Origin of the sequence: Micromonospora sp. NPDC005710, from assembly GCF_040630995.1 — a bacterium.
GTDB lineage: Bacteria > Actinomycetota > Actinomycetes > Mycobacteriales > Micromonosporaceae > Micromonospora.
In genome coordinates this window covers 465187-482660 of the sequence record NZ_JBEXYP010000001.1, presented here as the reverse complement: position 1 = coordinate 482660, position 17474 = coordinate 465187, and the positions used below count along the sequence as shown (strand labels likewise).

Below are 17474 nucleotides of genomic sequence, written 5' to 3'. Positions count from 1 at the left end.
ACCTCAACACCCTGCTGGTGTCGGCGGCGTCCACGGCGGTGGCACTGGTCTGCGCCGCCCTGGCGGGTTACGCGCTGGCGCCCGCCCCCGCCCCCGCCCCCGCCCCCGCCCGTGGCCCCTGCCCAGTCGATCATGGAGTTGTGGTGCCTCACAAAACTCCTGAAACAGGACTCAATGCCCACCACAAGTCCATGATCGACGCGGCGGGCTGGCGGGCGGGCTGGCGGGCGGGCTGGCTGGCGGGCTGGCGGGGCGTACGGGGCCGGGCAGGGGTGAGGTGTGGGACTTCGTGACGCGGGTCACCTGTCAGCGCTAGCCGTTGTGGCGTCGGGGGACGGACGGTGCTGTTGGGGTACTTCGGGCACGAAGGCGACATCGGCGGGCTTGCGATGGTTTGCCCGTTGGACGCGTGCGTGGAGGATGGCTGCGGCAGGTGCTTACGGAACTCTTAACCCGCGCCTGCGACGGTATGCCGGGCAAGCCGAACTCGGGGGAGCGGAAAACGTGCGGGTGCTGGTGGCGGACGACGAGCGGTTGTTGGCGGACACGGTGGCCGAAGGGCTGCGCCGCCTGTCGATGGCCGTCGACGTCTGTTACGACGGTGACGGTGCGTTGGAGCGGGTGGGCGTGAACAGGTACGACGTCGCGGTGTTGGACCGGGACATGCCCGGGCACACCGGCGACGAGGTGTGTCGCAGCATCGCCGACTCTCAGGTCGGCACCCGGGTGCTGCTGCTGACGGCGGCGGCTGGCATTCGGGACCGGGTGGAGGGCCTGGGTCTCGGCGCGGACGACTATCTGACCAAGCCGTTCGCGTTCGCCGAGTTGGTGGCCCGGGTGCAGGCTCTCGGGCGACGGTCCATGCCGGCGCTGCCGCCGGTGCTCGCCCAGGATGGGTTGGCGTTGGATGTGGGCCGGCATGTGGCCACCCGGGACGGCCGCCCGTTGGCGTTGAGCCCGAAGGAGTTCGCGGTGCTGCACGTGCTGTTGCGCGCCGACGGTCAGGTGGTCAGCGCCGAGGAGTTGCTGGAGCAGGCCTGGGACGAGTTCGCGGACCCCTTCACCAATGCCGTACGGGTCACCGTGATGACGCTGCGCAAGAAGCTCGGCGATCCGGCGATCATCCACACCGTTCCGAAGGCCGGCTACCGCATCGGTGGTACGGCGTGAGCTGGACGCCCCGACGTCGGGTGCTGCTTGTGGGTCTGCTGGCGTTGCTGGTCGGACCGGTGTTGCCGGCGATGGGCAAGTGGCTGGCGGGGGTGACCTGGAGCTGGGGGCAGCAGTTCTGTGACGTGCCGGTGCCGGGGTTGTGGACGGTGTGTCGCGAGGTGCGGCCGGGGGCGTTCCTGCTGCCGCTGGCGGCGGTGCTGATGGTCACGCTGGCCGTCCTGGTGGGGCTGTGGTTCGCCGCCGTGTGGTGTCTGCGACCGGTCGCTGACCTGGCTGGGCCGATCGGGCATCTCGGCCCGCAGAATCTCGGTCACCGGATCCGACCTCGGGGCCGTGACGAGCTGGCCCGGCTGTCCCGGGCGATCGACGAGATGATGGAACGCGTTTCCGCCGGGTACGAGGGGCAGCGGCGGTTCGCCGCGAACGCCTCGCACGAGCTGCGGACACCCCTCGCGGTGCAGCGGACGCTGATCGAGGTCGGCATGGCCAGGGCGCTCACCGGCGAGCAGTTGGAGTTGTTGACGGGCCAGCTGCTGGAGACAAACGAGCGCAACGAGCGCCTGATCGAGGGCCTGCTCGCGCTCAGCGAGAGTGATCAGGGTCTTCGGTCGCGGATACCGCAGCGGTTGGACACGATCGTCGAGGCGGTGTTGGCCGGGTACCTGGAACGGGCCCGGGACGCCGGTGTCACTGTGGAGGCCCATCTCGAACCCCGGGTCGTCGTCGGTGAGCGGGTGTTGCTGGAGCGCCTGGTCACCAACCTGGTGGAGAACGGGATCAAGTACAACCGGCCCGGCGGTTCGCTGACCGTCGTGGTGGGCGGCGTGCCCGCGTTGTCAGTGGTGAACACCGGCCAGCCCGTACCGGCTGAGGCGGTGGCTGGTCTGTTCGAACCGTTCCGCCGACTGGCGCGGGACCGGACGTCGCAGGGCGGCGGTGCCGGCCTGGGCCTGGCCATCGCCCGTTCGATCACGCAGGCGCACGACGGCATCATCGCGGCCCGCCCCGCCGAGTACGGCGGCCTGCGGGTCGACGTGCGGCTGCCCACCCTGACCTGACACATACATCCACCTGCACCGGGGTCCACGTACCGCTGGATCCTGCCGTTGGTGTGCCCGAAAAGCGCCCGAGAAGGAGGAACGATGACACGCACCGTTGGCCAGGTCCCTGCCGATGTGGAGGAGGCCAGCCGCTGGCTTGCCGGCCGGGTGGTCCGCACACCAGTGCTGCGGTCCCCGGTGATCGACGAGCTTGCCGGGGCGCGGGTCCTGCTCAAGGCCGAGAACTTGCAGGTCGGCGGCTCGTACAAGATGCGGGGTGCGCTGCGCGCGGTGGGTCGCCTCGCCGCGGCCGGCGACACGGGGGTGATCGCGCAGAGCACCGGTAATCACGCGGTGGCGGTGGCGTTGGCGGCGCGACAGCACGGGCTCGCGGCGACTGTGGTGCTGCCGGTCGATGCGGCATCGACGAAGGTCGACCGGGCGCGTGCGGCGGGGGCGCGGGTGGTGTTCGCGGGTACCAGCGTCGAGGAGCGGGTGGCGGTGGCCGGCGGGCTCAGCGACGAGAGCGGTCACCAGGTCGTCGACGCGTACGACCACCCGGATGTCATCGCCGGGCAGGGCACCGCGAGCCTGGAGTTGATCGAGGACGCCGCGCGCGTGGGCACGCCGTTGGACGCGCTCGTCGTACCCGTTGGTGGTGGTGGTGGGGTGGCCGGCGCGTGCCTGGCCGCCGCCGGTCGCGGCATCGAGGTGTACGGCGTGGAGCCGGTGGGTTGCGACTCGCTCGCCCGCAGCCTGGCGGCGGGGGTCCGGGTGCCTGTCGTGCCGTCGCCCACCATCGCGGACGGGCTGCGGCCGTCCTGCGTGGGTGAGTTGCCGTTCGCCATCGTGCGGGACTCGCTGCGTGGGGTCGTCCGGGTCGACGACGAGGAGATCGCGGCGGCGTTCCGGCTGATCCTGACGGAACTCAGGGTGCTCGCCGAGCCGTCCGGGGCGGCGGGTCTGGCCGGCGCCCTCCGGCTGCCGCCGGTGGGGGATCGGCAGCGGACTGTCGGCGTGGTGCTGACCGGTGGAAATGTGGAAGCGGCGCTGGTGGCCCGGTTGATGGCCCCGCGGTCCGCCGACCTGGCTGGGGAAGGGGTGGCGGCATGAGCGCGCCGGTTCGGATCGGAATCCTGTTCGGTGGACCGTCGGCGGAGCACGAGGTGTCCTGTGCGTCGGCGCTCGGGGTGGCCCGGGCGCTCGCCGGTGGCGGCTACCGGACGGTCGCCATCGGCGTCACCCGCAGTGGCGGGTTTCGGCTGATGCCCGACGCGCTGCTGGCCGAGTTGCGGGACCGGCCGGCGGGCGAGCGGGCCATCGACGACCAGTTGGTGGTGACCGGGCCGGCGGTCGAGATGCGGGCCGGTCCGCGTCCGGGCGTCGTCCAGGTGTTCGCCGCCAACGCCCCCGGCGCTGTGCACGCCGAGCTGGACGTGGTCTTCCCGGTGCTGCACGGCCCGTACGGCGAGGACGGTGTGGTGCAGGGGTTGCTGGAGTCGTTGAACGTGCCGTACGTCGGGTGCGGCATCCTCGCCTCGGCGGTGGGCATGAACAAGGTGGCGATGAAGCGGGCGCTGCGCGCCGAGGGCATCCCCGTCACCCCGTACGTGGCGTTCGACGCGCACACCTACCGGGCGGTCGACGACGCGGAGAAGCTGGTGACCGGGCTGAGCCGGCCGCTGTTCGTCAAGCCGGCGAGCATGGGCTCGTCGATCGGCATCTCCCGGGTCGGCGACGGTGACGACCTGGCCGCCGCCGTGGACGAGGCGCTTCGCCACGACCAGCTCGTCATTGTCGAGCAGGGGGTCACCGGCAGGGAGTTGGAGTGCGCGGTGCTCGGCGGCTGGCGTCCGGAGGCGTCTGCGGTGGGCGAGGTGCGGGTCAACGGCGGCTGGTTCGACTACCAGCAGAAGTACTTCGGCGACGCCGACCCGATGATCGTTCCCGCCGTGCTGCCGGACGAGGTGACCGAGCGGGTCCGCGAACTGTCCCTGCGGGCGTTCGCCGCGATCGGCGGTTGGGGTCTGGCCCGGGTCGACTTCTTCTACGACGAGACGTCCGGCGAGCTGTACGTCAACGAGCTGAACACGATGCCCGGCTTCACCGCCCACTCGATGTACCCGAAGGTGTGGGCCGCCGCCGGGGTCGGCTATCGGGAGGTGGTGGACCGGCTCGTCGAGTTGGCCCGGGTCCGGCACGCGGAACGGTCCGCGAGCGCGGAGGGGAGCGCCCGATGATCCTGCTGTCCGACCCTCGGGTGGCGGCGGTGCCCAGCGCCGACGACGGCGAGGAGTTCGTCGACCTGCGTGAGCTGCCGGAGCTGCGGCTCGACGGCCGGGCGGCCGACCCGGTCGGGGCGTACGCCCGGTTGCGGGCCGGGGTGGTGGAACGGCTGCTGACCGCGCAGCGTGCCCTGCCCGGTGGGCTGCGCCTGCTGGTGGTCGAGGGTTACCGGCCGTACCGGGTGCAGTTGGCCATCTTCACCGGCTACCGGGACGAGTTGCGCCGACGGCACCCGGACTGGTCGCCGCAGCGGCTGCACCGGGAGACCACGAAGTTCGTCGCACCGGTCGAGGTGGCCCCGCACAGCACGGGTGGCGCGGTGGACCTGACGCTCTGCACCGACGACGGTGTGGAACTGGACCTGGGTACTGCCATCGACGCCACCCCGGAGGACAGCGCCGACGCCTGCTTCACCGACGCGCCGGCCATCGGCGGCACTGCCCGTCGGCACCGGCGGATCCTGGTGGACGCCCTCGGCGGCGCGGGAATGGTCAACTACCCGACCGAGTGGTGGCACTGGTCGTACGGCGACCGTTACTGGGCGCTGATCACCGGGGCGCCGCACACCAGGTACGGGCCGGTGGACCTGGCCGCCGCGCGATCGGTGCCCGTGCCGGCTGAACGGTAGGGCGCTCCGGTCCGTACCAGGTGAGTGAAGGACACCACCGAGGACGGGAGTGACGGCGATGAGGGTTCAGCGCAGGCACGTGCTGGCGGCGGGTGTGGCGGTGCTCGCCGTGGTGGGCGTGTCGGTGGGGACCAGCTTCGGGTTCGCCGACACGGCCCCGGCGCGGTCGTCGGTCTGCTCCGGCTCGGTCACGTTCTCCGCGGAGGGCGGTGCGCCGGCGGCGACAAGCAACAAGTTCCCGGTGGGTACCCGGCTGCGGGTGACGAACCTGGACAACAACCGGGCGGCCACTGTGACGGTGACCGGCCCGTCGGGCAGTTGCGTGCTGCTCAACGCGGCGGCCATGGAGCTGGTCCGCGAGCCGGGCAAGAACGTGATCCGCCGCAACGTGGTGGAACGGGTCGACGGCGCGGCACCGCCCGCCGGCGCTCCGGCCCCCGGCAGCGTACGGCCCGGTGCCGCGTCGCCCGGCGCGCCCGGCCCGGTGCCCCGGTCGACGTGCTCAGGGGCGATCACCTTCTTCGAGGAGGCGGCCGGCCCGGGGGCGACCAGCGGGCAGTTCCCGGTGGGCACCCGGCTGCGGGTGACGAACCTGGACAACAACCGGGCGACCACCGTCACGGTGACCGGCCCGTCGGGCAGCTGCGTGCTGCTGAACTCCGCCGCCATGGAGCAGATCCGCGAGCCGGGCAAGAACCTGGTGCGTCGCAACACCGTCGAGGTGCTTCGCTGACGTCGGCGGCGGGGCCCGTGCACCGGGCCCCTCCGCCGCTCAGCGGCTCAGCCGCACCGGCGCTCAGCCGAAGGCGGTGTCGAGGAGGTCCGCGCCCCGACCGAGCTGCCCGTCGGAGATCACCAGTGGGGGCAGGAAGCGCAGCACGTTGCCGTACGTGCCGCAGGTCAGGGTGAGCAGGCCGGCGGCGTGACAGGCCGCCGAGATCGCCGCGGTGGCGACCGGGTCGGGGGTGAGGGTGCCCGGCAGCACCAGCTCCACGGCGAGCATCGCGCCCCGGCCGCGTACCTCGGCGACCCGGGGATCCCGTTCCGCGATGGCCCGGAGCCGGGGGACCAGCAGTGACTCGATCCGTCGGGCCGCGCCGGCCAGGTCCAGTTCGTGCATGGTCTCGATGGTGGCCAGCGCGGCGGCGCAGGCGATCGGGTTGCCGCCGTACGTGCCGCCGAGCCCGCCCACGTGCACCGCGTCCATCAGCTCGGCCCGACCCGTCACCGCGGCCAGCGGCAGACCACCCGCGATGCCCTTGGCCAGTGTCACCAGGTCGGGTTCGACGCCCTCGTGCTGGCAGGCGAACCAGTCACCGGTACGGCAGAAACCGGTCTGGATCTCGTCGGCGACGAGGACCACCCCGGCCGCCGTCGCCCAGGCCCGCAGCGCGGGCAGGAAACCCGGCGCGGGTACGACGAAGCCACCCTCGCCCTGGATCGGCTCGATGAGCAGCGCGGCGACGTTCTCCGCACCGACCTGCTTCTCGATCATCTCGATGGCCCGGGTCGCCGCCTCCGCCCCGGAGAGCCCGCCGTCGCGCAGCGGGTACGACATCGGCACCCGGTAGATCTCCCCGGCGAACGGACCGAACCGGTGCTTGTACGGCATGTTCTTCGCTGTCAACGCCATGGTCAGGTTGGTCCGGCCGTGGTACGCGTGGTCGAACACCACTACTGCCGGCCGCCCGGTGGCGTGGCGGGCGACCTTCACCGCGTTCTCCACCGCCTCCGCCCCGGAGTTGAACAACGCCGAGCGTTTCGCGAAACCGCCGGGCGTCAACGCGTTCAGCTGCTCGCACACCGCCACGTACGACTCGTACGGCGCGACCATGAAGCAGGTGTGGGTGAACCGTTCCACCTGCGCCCGGACCGCCTCGACCACACGCGGGGCCGAGTTGCCCACGCTCGTCACGGCGATGCCGGCGGCGAAGTCGATCCACTCCCGACCGTCGACGTCGGTGATCGTTCCGCCGGACGCGCTGTCGACGTAGGACGTGATCACACTGCTGACCCCGCGGGCGACAGCAGTGTCCCGCCGCTTGTGCAGCTCGTCAGAGGTGGCCATGACTCAGACCTCGATGTTGTGCATGACGTGCTTGATCCGGGTGTAGTCCTCCAGGCTGTAGACCGAGAGGTCCTTGCCGTGCCCGGAGTGCTTGAAGCCACCGTGCGGCATCTCCGAGACGAACGGGATGTGCGTGTTGACCCAGACGCACCCGAAGTCCAGTCGCCGGGTCATCCGCATGGCCCGGCCGTGGTTCCGCGTCCAGACCGACGCGGACAGGCCGTAGTCGACACCGTTGGCCCAGCGCACCGCCTCGTCCTCGTCGGAGAAACGTTGCACTGTGATGACCGGCCCGAACACCTCGTCCTGGATGATCTCGTCGGCCTGACGCAGCCCGGACACCACTGTCGGCGCGTAGAAGTAACCGCGTTCGCCCTGCCGCGACCCGCCGGTCTGGATCGCCGCGTGGTCCGGCAGGCGGTCCACGAAGCCGCTGACCCGGCTGAGCTGGTTGGCGTTGTTCAGCGGCCCGTAGAGCACGTCGGCGTCGTCCGGCGCACCCGTCTTCGTGTTGCGGGCCTGCTCGGCGAGCGCCGCCACGAAGTCGTCGTGGACGCCGGGGCCGGCCAGCACCCGGGTGGCAGCAGTGCAGTCCTGCCCGGCGTTGAAGTAGCCACCCATCGCGATGGCCTCGGCGGCCGCCGCCACGTCCGCGTCGTCGAAGATGACCACCGGGGCCTTGCCGCCCAGCTCCAGGTGGGTCCGCTTCAGGTCGGGGGCCGCCGCGGCGGCGACCTCCATGCCCGCCCGGGTCGAGCCGGTGATCGACACAAGCTGCGGGGTGGGGTGCGACACGAGGGCACGACCGGTGTCCCGGTCGCCGCACACCACGTTGAACACCCCCGGCGGGAAGAACTCGGCGGCGATCTCGGCGAGCAGCAGTGTCGACACCGGAGTGGTGTCCGACGGCTTGAGCACCACAGTGTTGCCGGCGGCGATCGCGGGTGCGATCTTCCAGACCGCCATCATCAGGGGATAGTTCCAGGGGGTGACCTGCGCGCAGACGCCGATCGGCTCACGCCGCACGTAGGAGGTGTGGCCGGCCAGGTACTCCCCGGCGGAACGCCCCTCCAACATCCGGGCGGCACCGGCGAAGAACCGGAACTGGTCCACCGCCGGGGGAAGCTCCTCCTCGGCGGTGAGCTGGCGGGGCTTGCCGGTGTTGCGCACCTCGGCGTCGACGAGTTCGGCGGAGCGGGCCTCCACGGCGTCGGCGAGCTTGAGCAGCGCCCGCTGCCGCTCGGCGGGGGTGACCTCCCGCCAGCTCTCGAAGGCGGTCGCGGCGGCGCTCATCGCCGCGTCCACGTCGGCGGCACCGGAGACCGGGGCCTGGGCGAACACCTCACCGGTGCACGGGTCGACCAGGTCGGCGTAACCGCCCTCGACCGGGTCGACGTAGGAACCGTTGACGAAGTTGCGCAGCTGCTGCTGGTCACTCATGACGGGATCACTCCGAAGGGGGCCGGGGGTGCGGTTCTGCGGCGGTTATCGCAATCTCTCTGCCATCTTCGCCACTGAATTCGCGGCAGACAAGGGCTATCGCGACTGTTTCCGTCGGCTTGTCCCTCGGCTACGCTGCTCGGCGTGGAGCCCGCACCCATCTTCGTCGCCTCCCGCCCCGCCACCGGCGAGGGTGAGCTGACCGTCCACCACCCGTACGACGGCCGCCCGGTGGGGCGTACCACTTGTGCCACCCCCGACCAGGTCGACGCCGCCGTCGCCGCGGCGGCCGGAGTGGCCGCGCAGGCCGCGGCCCTGCCCGCGCACGCCCGCGCGGCGGCCCTCGACCACGTGTCCCGGCGGCTCGCCGAACGCGCCGACGAGATCGCCGCCCTGATCACCGCGGAGAACGGCAAGCCACTCAAGTGGGCCCGCGCCGAGGTTGGGCGCGCGGTGTCCACCTTCCGCTGGGCCGCCGAGGAAGCCCGCCGCTTCTCCGGCGACCTGCAACGACTCGACACCGACCCGGCGGCCAACGGACGGATCGCGCTGGTCCGCCGGGTGCCACGAGGCCCGGTGCTGGGCATCACGCCGTTCAACTTCCCGCTCAACCTGGTCGCCCACAAGGTGGCGCCGGCCATCGCCGTCGGCGCCCCGATCATCGTCAAACCCGCGCCCGCGACGCCCCTCACCGCACTGCTGCTCGGCGAACTGTTGGCCGAAACCGACCTCCCGGCCGGAATGTTCTCGGTGCTGCCGCTGCCCAACGACCGTGTCGCCGAACTGGTCACCGAACCCCGGCTACCAGTGGTGTCGTTCACCGGCTCCGGGCCGGTCGGCGCCGCCATCCGCAGCGCCGCGCCCCAGAAGCACGTGACCCTCGAACTGGGCGGCAACGCCGCCGCGGTGCTCTGCGCGGACTGGACCGCCGACGAGGACCTGGACTTCGCCGCCCAGCGCATCGCCACGTTCGCCAACTACCAGGCCGGCCAGTCGTGCATCGCCGTCCAGCGGGTGTACGTGCACCACGCCCAGTACGCCGACTTCCTGCCCCGGCTGGTGGCGGCGGTGCGAGGGCTGCGTACCGGAGACCCGGCCTCCGCACTCACCGACGTCGGGCCGATGGTGTCCGAGGACGCCGCCCGCCGGGTCGAGACCTGGGTGGCCGAGGCCGTCGCCGCCGGTGCCACAGTCGAGGTCGGCGGCCTCCGCGACGGCGCGACCTACCCCCCGACCGTGCTCAGCGGCGTGCCCGCGAACGCCAAGGTCGTCGCCGAGGAGGTGTTCGGGCCCGTGCTCGTGGTCACCCCGGTCACCGACGACCAGGCCGCGTTCACCGCTGTCAACGACTCGGCGTACGGCCTACAGGCCGGCGTCTTCACCCGGCGCCTGGACGTGGCCTTCGCCGCAGCCCGCGCGCTCGAGGTGGGCGGGGTGATCGTCGGCGACGTGCCGTCGTACCGCGCCGACCAGATGCCGTACGGCGGAGTGAAGGGCAGCGGCGTCGGCCGGGAAGGGCTGCGCAGCGCGATGGACGACTACACCGAACCCCGGGTCATGGTGCTGACCGGCCTCACGCTCTAGGACCCGCACGCCGCCGGGCTAGTCGGCCTGCCAGGTGCCGTCGTCGTGCACCCGGGCGGGGGCGCGGCCGAGCAGCAGAGTGGTCAGCGCGGCGTCGACAGTGTCGCCGAGGAACCAGTCGCCGGCCTGGTCGAGCGCGAACACCCGACCGCGCTCGTCCACCGCCAGGATGCTGTCCTGCTGCTCGGTGCCGATCGGAAAGAGGCGGACGCCGAGCACCGCGCCGAAATCCGCGAGGGTGTCGGCGGTGTGTGCGATGGCGTGCGCGCGGAAGTCGAAACGGGAGATCCACACCTGCTCGCCCCGGCCGCGCCGCGCACCGACCAGACTGGGGAACGCGGTGAGTGCCTCCACGGCGGCGGGAAACACCTCGTGCCGATGGTTGCGCCCCGGCACCGCCGTGACGTCCCGGACGGCGGCGGCAGCCATGATCTGATCGCCGATGTGCGGCTGCCAACCGGCCGCGACCAGCGCGTTCGCCACCTCCGCCGGGAACCGCCCAGGATCGGGGTCGGGCGCCTCCGGCGCGAGCCAGGTCTCGGTGTAGGCGCGCGCCGTCTCCGGCAGGACGTTCGCCCTAACCAGGAAGCTGACGCACGAGTCGCACGGCCGGTCGGCGGGCCCACCAGCGGGATCACCCGGCTCACGGATCCGGAAGACCTCGAAGCGGGCGCCCTCCAGCAGCGCCGCCGCCTCGGCCCGCCCCATCGGCGCGATGCCCTCGGCGGCACGGCGGTGGTCGTACTCGTGCAGGACGTCGGAGACCACTATCAGCTCGGCGTGCGCCGACCCGCCACGCACCAGCTCGCCGGGAGGCAACTGCTGCAGATAGTCGCTCACCAGTGGATGGTGGTTGAGCGGCACGTCGGCCCTCGTGCCCTGGGCCGTCCAGATCCGCCCATCGATGGTCAGGTGCGCGGCGGTGTTCGGGGTGGTGCCACGGTGGATCTCCCGGACCAGCAGGCTCGACGGGTCGACGGTGCGCGGAGCGGTGGGTCCTGGAGGCTGGCTACGCCGGTACAACTCCGCCACCACGCTGCTCGGCACCCGGGGCCAGGTGGTGACAGTGCCGGTCTGCTTGTCGATGACCGTCGCCGGCAGATCACCCGGCACCGTGCGCACCTCGGTGGGCACCACCGAGGTGACGACGTAACCCAGGTCGAACTCGTCGACCATCGCGGTGCACTCGTGGCCGAGACGCTGCGAGTCACGGCGGGCCCAGGTGGCCGCGAGCTGCTCGGCCTGTTGACGGTCGATCACGCATTGAAACTACCGGACTACACGGATCGATGGCGGCCGGTATTGTTTCGCTCTACCGACGGTGACGGGAGGGGCGGCGGTGGACGAACAGGCGGACCGGGGCGTCAATCGCGAGCTACGAGCCCGATTCGACGACGTGTACGGACAATACCAGCAGCTCAGATCCGGTTTGGACACGCTCCAGACGCGACTCGCCGCACTGCGGGTGACCCGCCGGTCGGCCGACGGTCAGGTGACGGCGACAGTCGGCGCCCAGGGCCAGGTGATCCAGGTCGAGCTGACGTCGGCCATCTACCGGGACCGGGACGCCGCCGCGCTCGGCCGGAAAGTCACCGACACGATCCGGGCCGCCGCGAGCGCCGCCGCCGACGCCACCCGCGACCTCGTCGCCGAGACCGTGCCGACCGGGTCCGGCGCCACGGACTTCCTCAAGACCGGCGACTACGCCGCGCTGCTCGGTCGGGCCGACGCCCTGCTCGGCAACCGTGAGGCCAAGCCATGACCGACGGGCAGCTCTGGCTCGATCCGTCCCGGGCCCGCCGGGGTGGCGCCGACCTGGCACTGGCAGGCGAGGCGGTGACGGCCCGCCGTGCGGCCGAGGGCGGTGCGATCGAGGCCGCCAGCGGTGCCCGGCCCTGGGGCCGCGACGACATCGGCGCTGCCTTCGAGCGCAACTACCGGGGGTTCGAGCAGACCGTGCTGCGGGCCTGGGCCGGCGTCGGGCACCGGCTCACCGAGCTGGGCAGCGACGTGGTCGAGGCGGTCGACGCGAGCGTGCAGACCGACGGGGCCAGCGCCGCCCGGGTCGGTCGGGTCGCCGACCGGCGCTGACGGCCGACGATCTGAGATGAGCGTGCTGCCGAGCCCCATCCCGCACCCCCTGGACCACGCGCCCTGGGACGTGCCCGGCTGGATCTACGACGCCCTCGACTGGGTGGTCGGCGTGCAGTGGCCGGAGGGCAACGAACGGGCCGTCTGGGACGTCGCCGACCAGTGGTACGCCGTCGCCTCCGTGCTCGCCGGGCCACACACCGACGCCGCCACGGCAGCCACCGAGGTGCACAACGGGTACGGCGGTGTCGGGGCGGTCGACGCGGCGTTCGAGGCGGCCTGGCGGGGGATCGCCGAGGGCACCGACGCCCCGCTGCCCGTGCTGCTCGCTGTCACTGCCGACCTGGGCCGACTGGTCGAGGAGTGCGGCTGCGACATCGAGGGCGCCAAACTCGAAGTCTGGATCGAGCTGGGCATCCTGGTCGTCGAGCTGCTCACCGTGGCGGTGGCGGCGGTGCTGACCGCCGGAGCCGCCACCCCGGCCGCCGGTGCGGCGATCACCGCGACCCGGCTGCTGGTGCAACAGATCTTCAAGCGGCTGATGGGCCAACTGGCCAGCAAATCCCTCCGACACGGGCTCAAGGAAGCCGGCGAACGAGCCGCCAAGGAGGTCGCCCGAGGCGGTGTGCGCGGGTTCACCAAGCGGGCCGCCCGGGAAGGGCTCGAAGAAGCCACCGAGGAGGCCGGAGTCACCCTGGCCACCCAGGCGTACCAGAACTCCACCGGGCGGGCCCACGGCCTGGACCTGACCGATCTGGGCGCCTCAGCGGTCGGCGGTCTGGCCGGCGGGGCGGTGGCACCCCTGGCCGGCCTCGGCCGGCACGCGACCGGGCGCGCGGCCAAGGTCGGCGAACACCTGGGGCGGGAGATGACCGGCGAGGTGCTCGCCGAGAGCGCCGCGAGCCTGGCCACCGGTCAGGGCCTGACCTCGATGGAGGACGCGGCGCGCGCCGCCGCGTCCGGGGCCACCGGCTCGGCGACCGGCCAGACCGACCACGCGCTACGCGCCCGGCTCGACGCGCAGGCAAACGCACTCGCCGGAGCGTCGTTCGCGGGCCCCTCCCTCCCGCCCGTTCTGCCGATCGAGGGGGCGGCTCCCTCCCCCGGGGACACGTCCGCGGCGGCCTCGTCTGCGGCGGGTGGTGCTTCTGCGGGGGTTGTCGGTGGCGTGGCCGCGAGTGGCCCGCTCACGCCCGGGGTCGTCCCGGTGCAGGTGACGGAGGCCGCCACCGCGTCTGCGCCGACGCCACTGGGCACCGAGCAGTCACCGGGAGCCGGGCTGGCGTCTCCGGTCGTGACCGACGTCGACACGTCGTCTGCGATGCCGCTCGGTGCGTCGTCCGGGGTGGACGAGGCGGACCGATCGGTACGCGCGTCCGAGGCGACACCGTCGACGGGTGGCCAACTGGGTGAGCGAGCGGGCACGTCGCACCAGGTCACGGCCGACCCCGAGCTGTCGCTGGCGGCGGGTGCCGGTCCGGCCGCATCGGCGGTAGGTGTCGGTCCGATCCCGTCGGCGGTGGGTCCTGATCCGGTCTCGTCGGCGGTGGGTGCCGGCCCGGTCTCGTCGGCGGTGGGTCCTGATCCGGTCTCGTCGGCGGTGGGTGCCGATCCGAGGCTCTCGTCGGCGGCTGCGCCGGTGGCCGGTCCCCTCGAATCAGGCGGCGGGCCGGCTGCCACCGGTGTGCCGCCCGCCCAGCCCAGCAGCGCCCCGCACGTCACCACCTCCGGGCCGACCGCCTGGTCCCCGGCGACCGGGCCCGCCGCGCCGACGGCCATCCCCGGCCCGGCGTCGCCGGTCACCTTCGGCGTCCCGACCACCACGAACGGGCCGCTGCCGGTCGCCTCCACCCCCGTGGTGGGTCGCTTCGCCGTGCCGTCGCGTGCACCGACGCGGAACGGGCCCGCACCGGTTCGCGCGCCCGACCATCCGGCCCGGGGAAGGGCGTCGATCCCCGTCGACGTGGCCGCGTTCGGTGCCCCGTCGGTCCGCGAGCCCGAGACCAACGACCCGTACGCGGCGCAGTGGGCCGCCGCAGCCGAAGCCGCCGAGCGGCGTCGCTACCAGGACCACTACGAATCACTGCGGATCGGGCTCGAGAACAACCGCCGGCAGGCCGAGGCCGCCCGGCTGCGCACCCGTGCCGTGGAGCACGATCGCCGAGCCGTCGAGTACGCCACCTACGCCCGACAGTTGCACCAGGCCGGCAACCGGCAGTGGGCCGACGGCTGGCAGCGCGCCGCGAACGCGGAGACCCGGGCGTACTCCGAATGGCGTGACCTGGCGGACGCGGTGCTGGCCGGCGCGACGGCCCCGCCGGTCGTCGACATCAGCGCCACCTTCGAGCACGTCAACCGGGACGTGGGCGCGCTCGCGCTCGGCGCTGTGGAAACCACCGGCCCGTCCCGGCTCACCGGCGACGACGATCCGCCGCCGATCGACGACTCCCGGCCGTACGGGCAGCCCGGCGGACTCCGGCCACCGCTCGCCCTGCATCAGGTCGACGTCGAACGGCAGATGCCCCGCCATCCGGACGGCACCGTCGCCCGCACCGCCGACCCCCGGCGGGGCGGCTGGTTTCGGCTCCTCAACGACGGCGGGCCCGCAGCCGACGCCACCCGAGGCATCAACTGCCTCGACTGCACGCTGTCCCTGTTCGAGACGTGGGTGCACGGGCGTCCCCGAGTGTCCGCGCCACGAACCTTCGACGGCTACCTGGACGGTGACATCCGACGCCCCATCCGTGGCGAAGCCGGCGGCCCAGGCCGGGTCGAAGACGTGACCGGCGGCCGCTTCCAGCAACTCCTCGCCCCCGGCCAACGTACCGACCCGGCGCAGGCGCAGCAGGCCGCCGACCGGGGCTACCGCAACCTGCACGACCAACTGCTGCTGGGCGGCCACGGCAGCTACTCGTTCCTGGTTACCGAATGGGCGCACGGCGGTTCACACGCCTGGGTGGCACTCAACCAGAACGGCACGGTGCTCTACGTGGACCCGCAGAACGGCGTGGTCCGCGACCGGCCGCTCTACCCCGACGTGGTCGGCATCGACGCGCTCGTCCTGAGTGGAGACGGCCGACCGATGCCGCTCGGCGGACTGCCCCGCGGCCGGTTCAGTGAGCGGCCCGACCTGCCGGACCACCCTCCGACGCACAATGACGACGGTCACGGCGACCCGTACATCAACCGGATGTACCTGCTCCTCGACGGCCCCGGCTCGGCCCCAGATGCCAGTAGCCCGCAGAACCGCGTCGAGACCGCGAAGGAGATCGCCGCCGAAACGCTGAGTGACCGCGGTTGGCAGGCGGCCGGTCCGCTCTTGCCCGTGGACCAATCTGGCCGCCGGCTGAACCCGAGGGATTGCGAGTTCCTCGGCATCACACCCGATGCCGTCCTGGCCTGGGCCGACAGGTCGGCGCCGCTGGGCACCACCCGGGAGCAGTTCACCCGGATGACGGCCGACCTCTTCGATGCGTTGCGGGAGGACGGCCTGGACCTGTCGACTGTCGACATCCGGCTTCAAGGCTCATCGGCCCGCTTTTTCTCGGGTCCGCACAAGCAGATGCCGACTGAGTCGGAGTTGGTCGACGACCCGGAGGCGTTGGCGCGTCTGCAGGGCTGGTCGCAGGGGGAGCCGCTTCCCCTGCGCAGGCCGTTCGACTCCATGCACAAGCTGGGCCTGGAGGAGCCGAGCGACTACGACTTCCAGATTTCCTCGAATGAGATGGTGGAGCGTGCCCAGCAACACGCGGCCGAGAAATATCCTGGCCTTCGTGTCGTCAACGCAAGGTACGGGTTCGTAACGAAGAAAGTAGCGCGAGAGTGCTTTCCGCGTTTGTTCGACTGGGCGGAGCGGCACGCTCGTGACCTGGGTCGCGACGTGGTGCCGGCGATCTTTCCTGGTTCCGGCCCGCCGAATCGCGCCGAGTCTGGAGTGTCGTCCCACTTCCAAGATTCAGACTGGATTGTTGGGGGACCGAATGCCAGCTAGTTGGGTGATAGATCTGCGCGGGCAGATGGATCGGGCCGCGTTGAGTCGTCTGCGAGCATCGCTTGGCCTGAGCGAGGTCGGGCGTCTCGGTGACGACTGGGACGAGCTGTTCGGCGAAGTCAAACGGACAACCGCAGGTGTATCTGCGAACGTCGGGCTCTGGCGCGACGTGGACAGCCAAGGATGGCGCCTCGACATCGACCTGCTGACGGAGTCGGGCGACTCGGACGTGCAGGGCCTGTTGGCTGCGGTCCAGGCGGAGGTTGAAGCCGCGGGCGTACAGGTCGCCTCGATCTTGAGTCGCCGATAGGCGTTCCAGTCGATGCAGATTCGGTGTACGCCCGGGATCGGTGATGAATCAGATGGGCGGCAGGCTGACCTACTACGTGATCTACCGGAATGAGGTGAGCGCGCGAGTTGGCTACCGCGGCGAGGGATGAGCTGACCCTGTCGTACGTGCTGCGGCACCTCTGTTTCGGTGAGCAGGCCGCGGTCGTTTCGACGCGGCGCGGGAGTTGCTGACGGAGTCGACCCGGTTGCGCCGGTAGTTGTCCTGCACGGCCGATGTAGCGGCGAATCTGATCGGCTTGGCCGACCTGGCCGCGAGCGACGGTGATCAGGATGCTGCGCGTGGGTTGCTCGACGAGGCAGCCGCGCTGGCGGTCGACAGCGGCGCGCATGGGATCAGCCGGTGGGTCGAGGAGGCCCGCGACGAGTTCGGGCTTGCCTGACCGCGAGCCGTGGCGCGCCGTAGGCGACTGCACCGCGCACCTGCGCGGCGCAGAGGTCCATGACGGTGCCGAATAAAATCGACGCATGGCGAAGTCCGGTACGCAGAGCGTGGGGCCCGGTGTCTGGTCCTGGCCGGTCGGCATCCTGATCGGCCTGGCGATTGGCATTCCCGTGTTCGGTGCGAAGGGTGGCGTCGCCTTCGGTGTCGCCCTCGGCGTTGCCTTCGCGCTCGGCCTGGGGATGCTCAGGGGTCGGTCCGACGGCGACCCGGCCCGGGGTGGCCCGGATGGCGGGGCCGCCGGGGATGGTCCTGACACCTCGGGCCGAGGGTGATCGACTCCGGTTCCTTGAAGTCGCGGCATCCACATCCGTGGGATAGCCCGACTTCCGTGAACCGGAGTGGATCATGGCGCCGCGCCGCGCCGCGGACGCCGGGCACGC

General features: G+C 71.9%; 16 protein-coding genes. 13 read left to right on the top strand and 3 right to left on the bottom strand.

Features of this window, described 5'->3' with window-relative positions:
• Positions 1-504: 504 nt before the first annotated feature.
• The 6 genes from ABZ406_RS02320 (at position 505) to ABZ406_RS02295 (ending at position 5860) form a co-directional block, all read left to right on the top strand.
• Entirely contained in the window at positions 505-1170 is a 666-nt protein-coding gene (locus tag ABZ406_RS02320) for a response regulator transcription factor (RefSeq protein ID WP_357755444.1), read from the top strand.
• Positions 1167-2231: a HAMP domain-containing sensor histidine kinase gene (locus ABZ406_RS02315; RefSeq protein WP_357755442.1), complete on the top strand. Its 1065-nt coding sequence runs from the start codon at positions 1167-1169 to the stop codon at positions 2229-2231. The genes ABZ406_RS02320 and ABZ406_RS02315 overlap by 4 nt, the downstream gene beginning before the upstream one ends.
• A gap of 84 nt (positions 2232-2315) precedes the next feature.
• Positions 2316-3326, top strand: a complete 1011-nt coding sequence (locus ABZ406_RS02310; protein ID WP_357755440.1) for a pyridoxal-phosphate dependent enzyme — start codon at positions 2316-2318, stop codon at positions 3324-3326.
• On the top strand, positions 3323-4453 hold the full coding sequence (locus ABZ406_RS02305) for a D-alanine--D-alanine ligase family protein (protein WP_357755438.1): 1131 nt from the start codon (positions 3323-3325) through the stop codon (positions 4451-4453). The genes ABZ406_RS02310 and ABZ406_RS02305 overlap by 4 nt, the downstream gene beginning before the upstream one ends.
• On the top strand, positions 4450-5127 hold the full coding sequence (locus tag ABZ406_RS02300) for a M15 family metallopeptidase (RefSeq protein WP_357755437.1): 678 nt from the start codon (positions 4450-4452) through the stop codon (positions 5125-5127). The genes ABZ406_RS02305 and ABZ406_RS02300 overlap by 4 nt, the downstream gene beginning before the upstream one ends.
• A 58-nt stretch (positions 5128-5185) precedes the next feature.
• Positions 5186-5860: a hypothetical protein gene (locus ABZ406_RS02295; protein ID WP_357755435.1), complete on the top strand. Its 675-nt coding sequence runs from the start codon at positions 5186-5188 to the stop codon at positions 5858-5860.
• Between the two features lie 63 nt (positions 5861-5923).
• Here ABZ406_RS02295 and gabT read toward each other — a convergent pair whose 3' ends face one another.
• Both gabT and ABZ406_RS02285 read right to left on the bottom strand, forming a co-directional pair.
• A complete protein-coding gene (gene gabT, locus ABZ406_RS02290; RefSeq protein ID WP_357755434.1) occupies positions 5924-7195 on the bottom strand; it encodes a 4-aminobutyrate--2-oxoglutarate transaminase in 1272 nt (423 codons plus the stop codon).
• Between the two features lie 3 nt (positions 7196-7198).
• The gene (locus ABZ406_RS02285) at positions 7199-8635 is read right to left on the bottom strand and encodes a gamma-aminobutyraldehyde dehydrogenase (protein WP_357755433.1); all 1437 of its coding nucleotides are present in this window, start codon (positions 8633-8635) and stop codon (positions 7199-7201) included.
• Positions 8636-8779: 144 nt separating this feature from the next.
• Here ABZ406_RS02285 and ABZ406_RS02280 point away from each other — a divergent pair, with 144 nt between their 5' ends.
• Positions 8780-10219: an aldehyde dehydrogenase family protein gene (locus ABZ406_RS02280; protein ID WP_357755432.1), complete on the top strand. Its 1440-nt coding sequence runs from the start codon at positions 8780-8782 to the stop codon at positions 10217-10219.
• Positions 10220-10237: 18 nt separating this feature from the next.
• Here the strand turns inward: ABZ406_RS02280 and ABZ406_RS02275 are convergent, their stop codons facing one another.
• Positions 10238-11479, bottom strand: coding sequence for an SUKH-3 domain-containing protein (locus ABZ406_RS02275; RefSeq protein ID WP_357755431.1), 1242 nt, complete (start codon positions 11477-11479; stop codon positions 10238-10240).
• 79 nt (positions 11480-11558) lie between these two features.
• Here ABZ406_RS02275 and ABZ406_RS02270 point away from each other — a divergent pair, with 79 nt between their 5' ends.
• From ABZ406_RS02270 to ABZ406_RS02245, 6 genes are all read left to right on the top strand, one after another.
• The gene (locus ABZ406_RS02270) at positions 11559-11981 is read left to right on the top strand and encodes a YbaB/EbfC family nucleoid-associated protein (RefSeq protein WP_357755429.1); all 423 of its coding nucleotides are present in this window, start codon (positions 11559-11561) and stop codon (positions 11979-11981) included.
• The gene (locus ABZ406_RS02265; RefSeq protein WP_357755427.1) at positions 11978-12310 is read left to right on the top strand and encodes a hypothetical protein; all 333 of its coding nucleotides are present in this window, start codon (positions 11978-11980) and stop codon (positions 12308-12310) included. Before ABZ406_RS02270 ends, ABZ406_RS02265 begins: the two co-directional genes overlap by 4 nt.
• Positions 12311-12326: 16 nt before the next feature.
• The gene (locus tag ABZ406_RS02260; RefSeq protein WP_357755426.1) at positions 12327-16301 is read left to right on the top strand and encodes a toxin glutamine deamidase domain-containing protein; all 3975 of its coding nucleotides are present in this window, start codon (positions 12327-12329) and stop codon (positions 16299-16301) included.
• Positions 16302-16305: 4 nt separating this feature from the next.
• Positions 16306-16611 carry a hypothetical protein gene (locus tag ABZ406_RS02255; protein WP_357755424.1) on the top strand — a complete coding sequence of 102 codons (306 nt, stop codon included), beginning with the start codon at positions 16306-16308 and terminating at the stop codon, positions 16609-16611.
• Between the two features lie 277 nt (positions 16612-16888).
• Positions 16889-17032 carry a hypothetical protein gene (locus tag ABZ406_RS02250; RefSeq protein WP_357755422.1) on the top strand — a complete coding sequence of 48 codons (144 nt, stop codon included), beginning with the start codon at positions 16889-16891 and terminating at the stop codon, positions 17030-17032.
• Between the two features lie 85 nt (positions 17033-17117).
• Positions 17118-17366 (top strand): hypothetical protein, encoded by a 249-nt coding sequence (locus ABZ406_RS02245; protein ID WP_357755421.1) that lies wholly within the window; start codon positions 17118-17120, stop codon positions 17364-17366.
• The last annotated feature ends 108 nt before the right edge of the window (positions 17367-17474 follow it).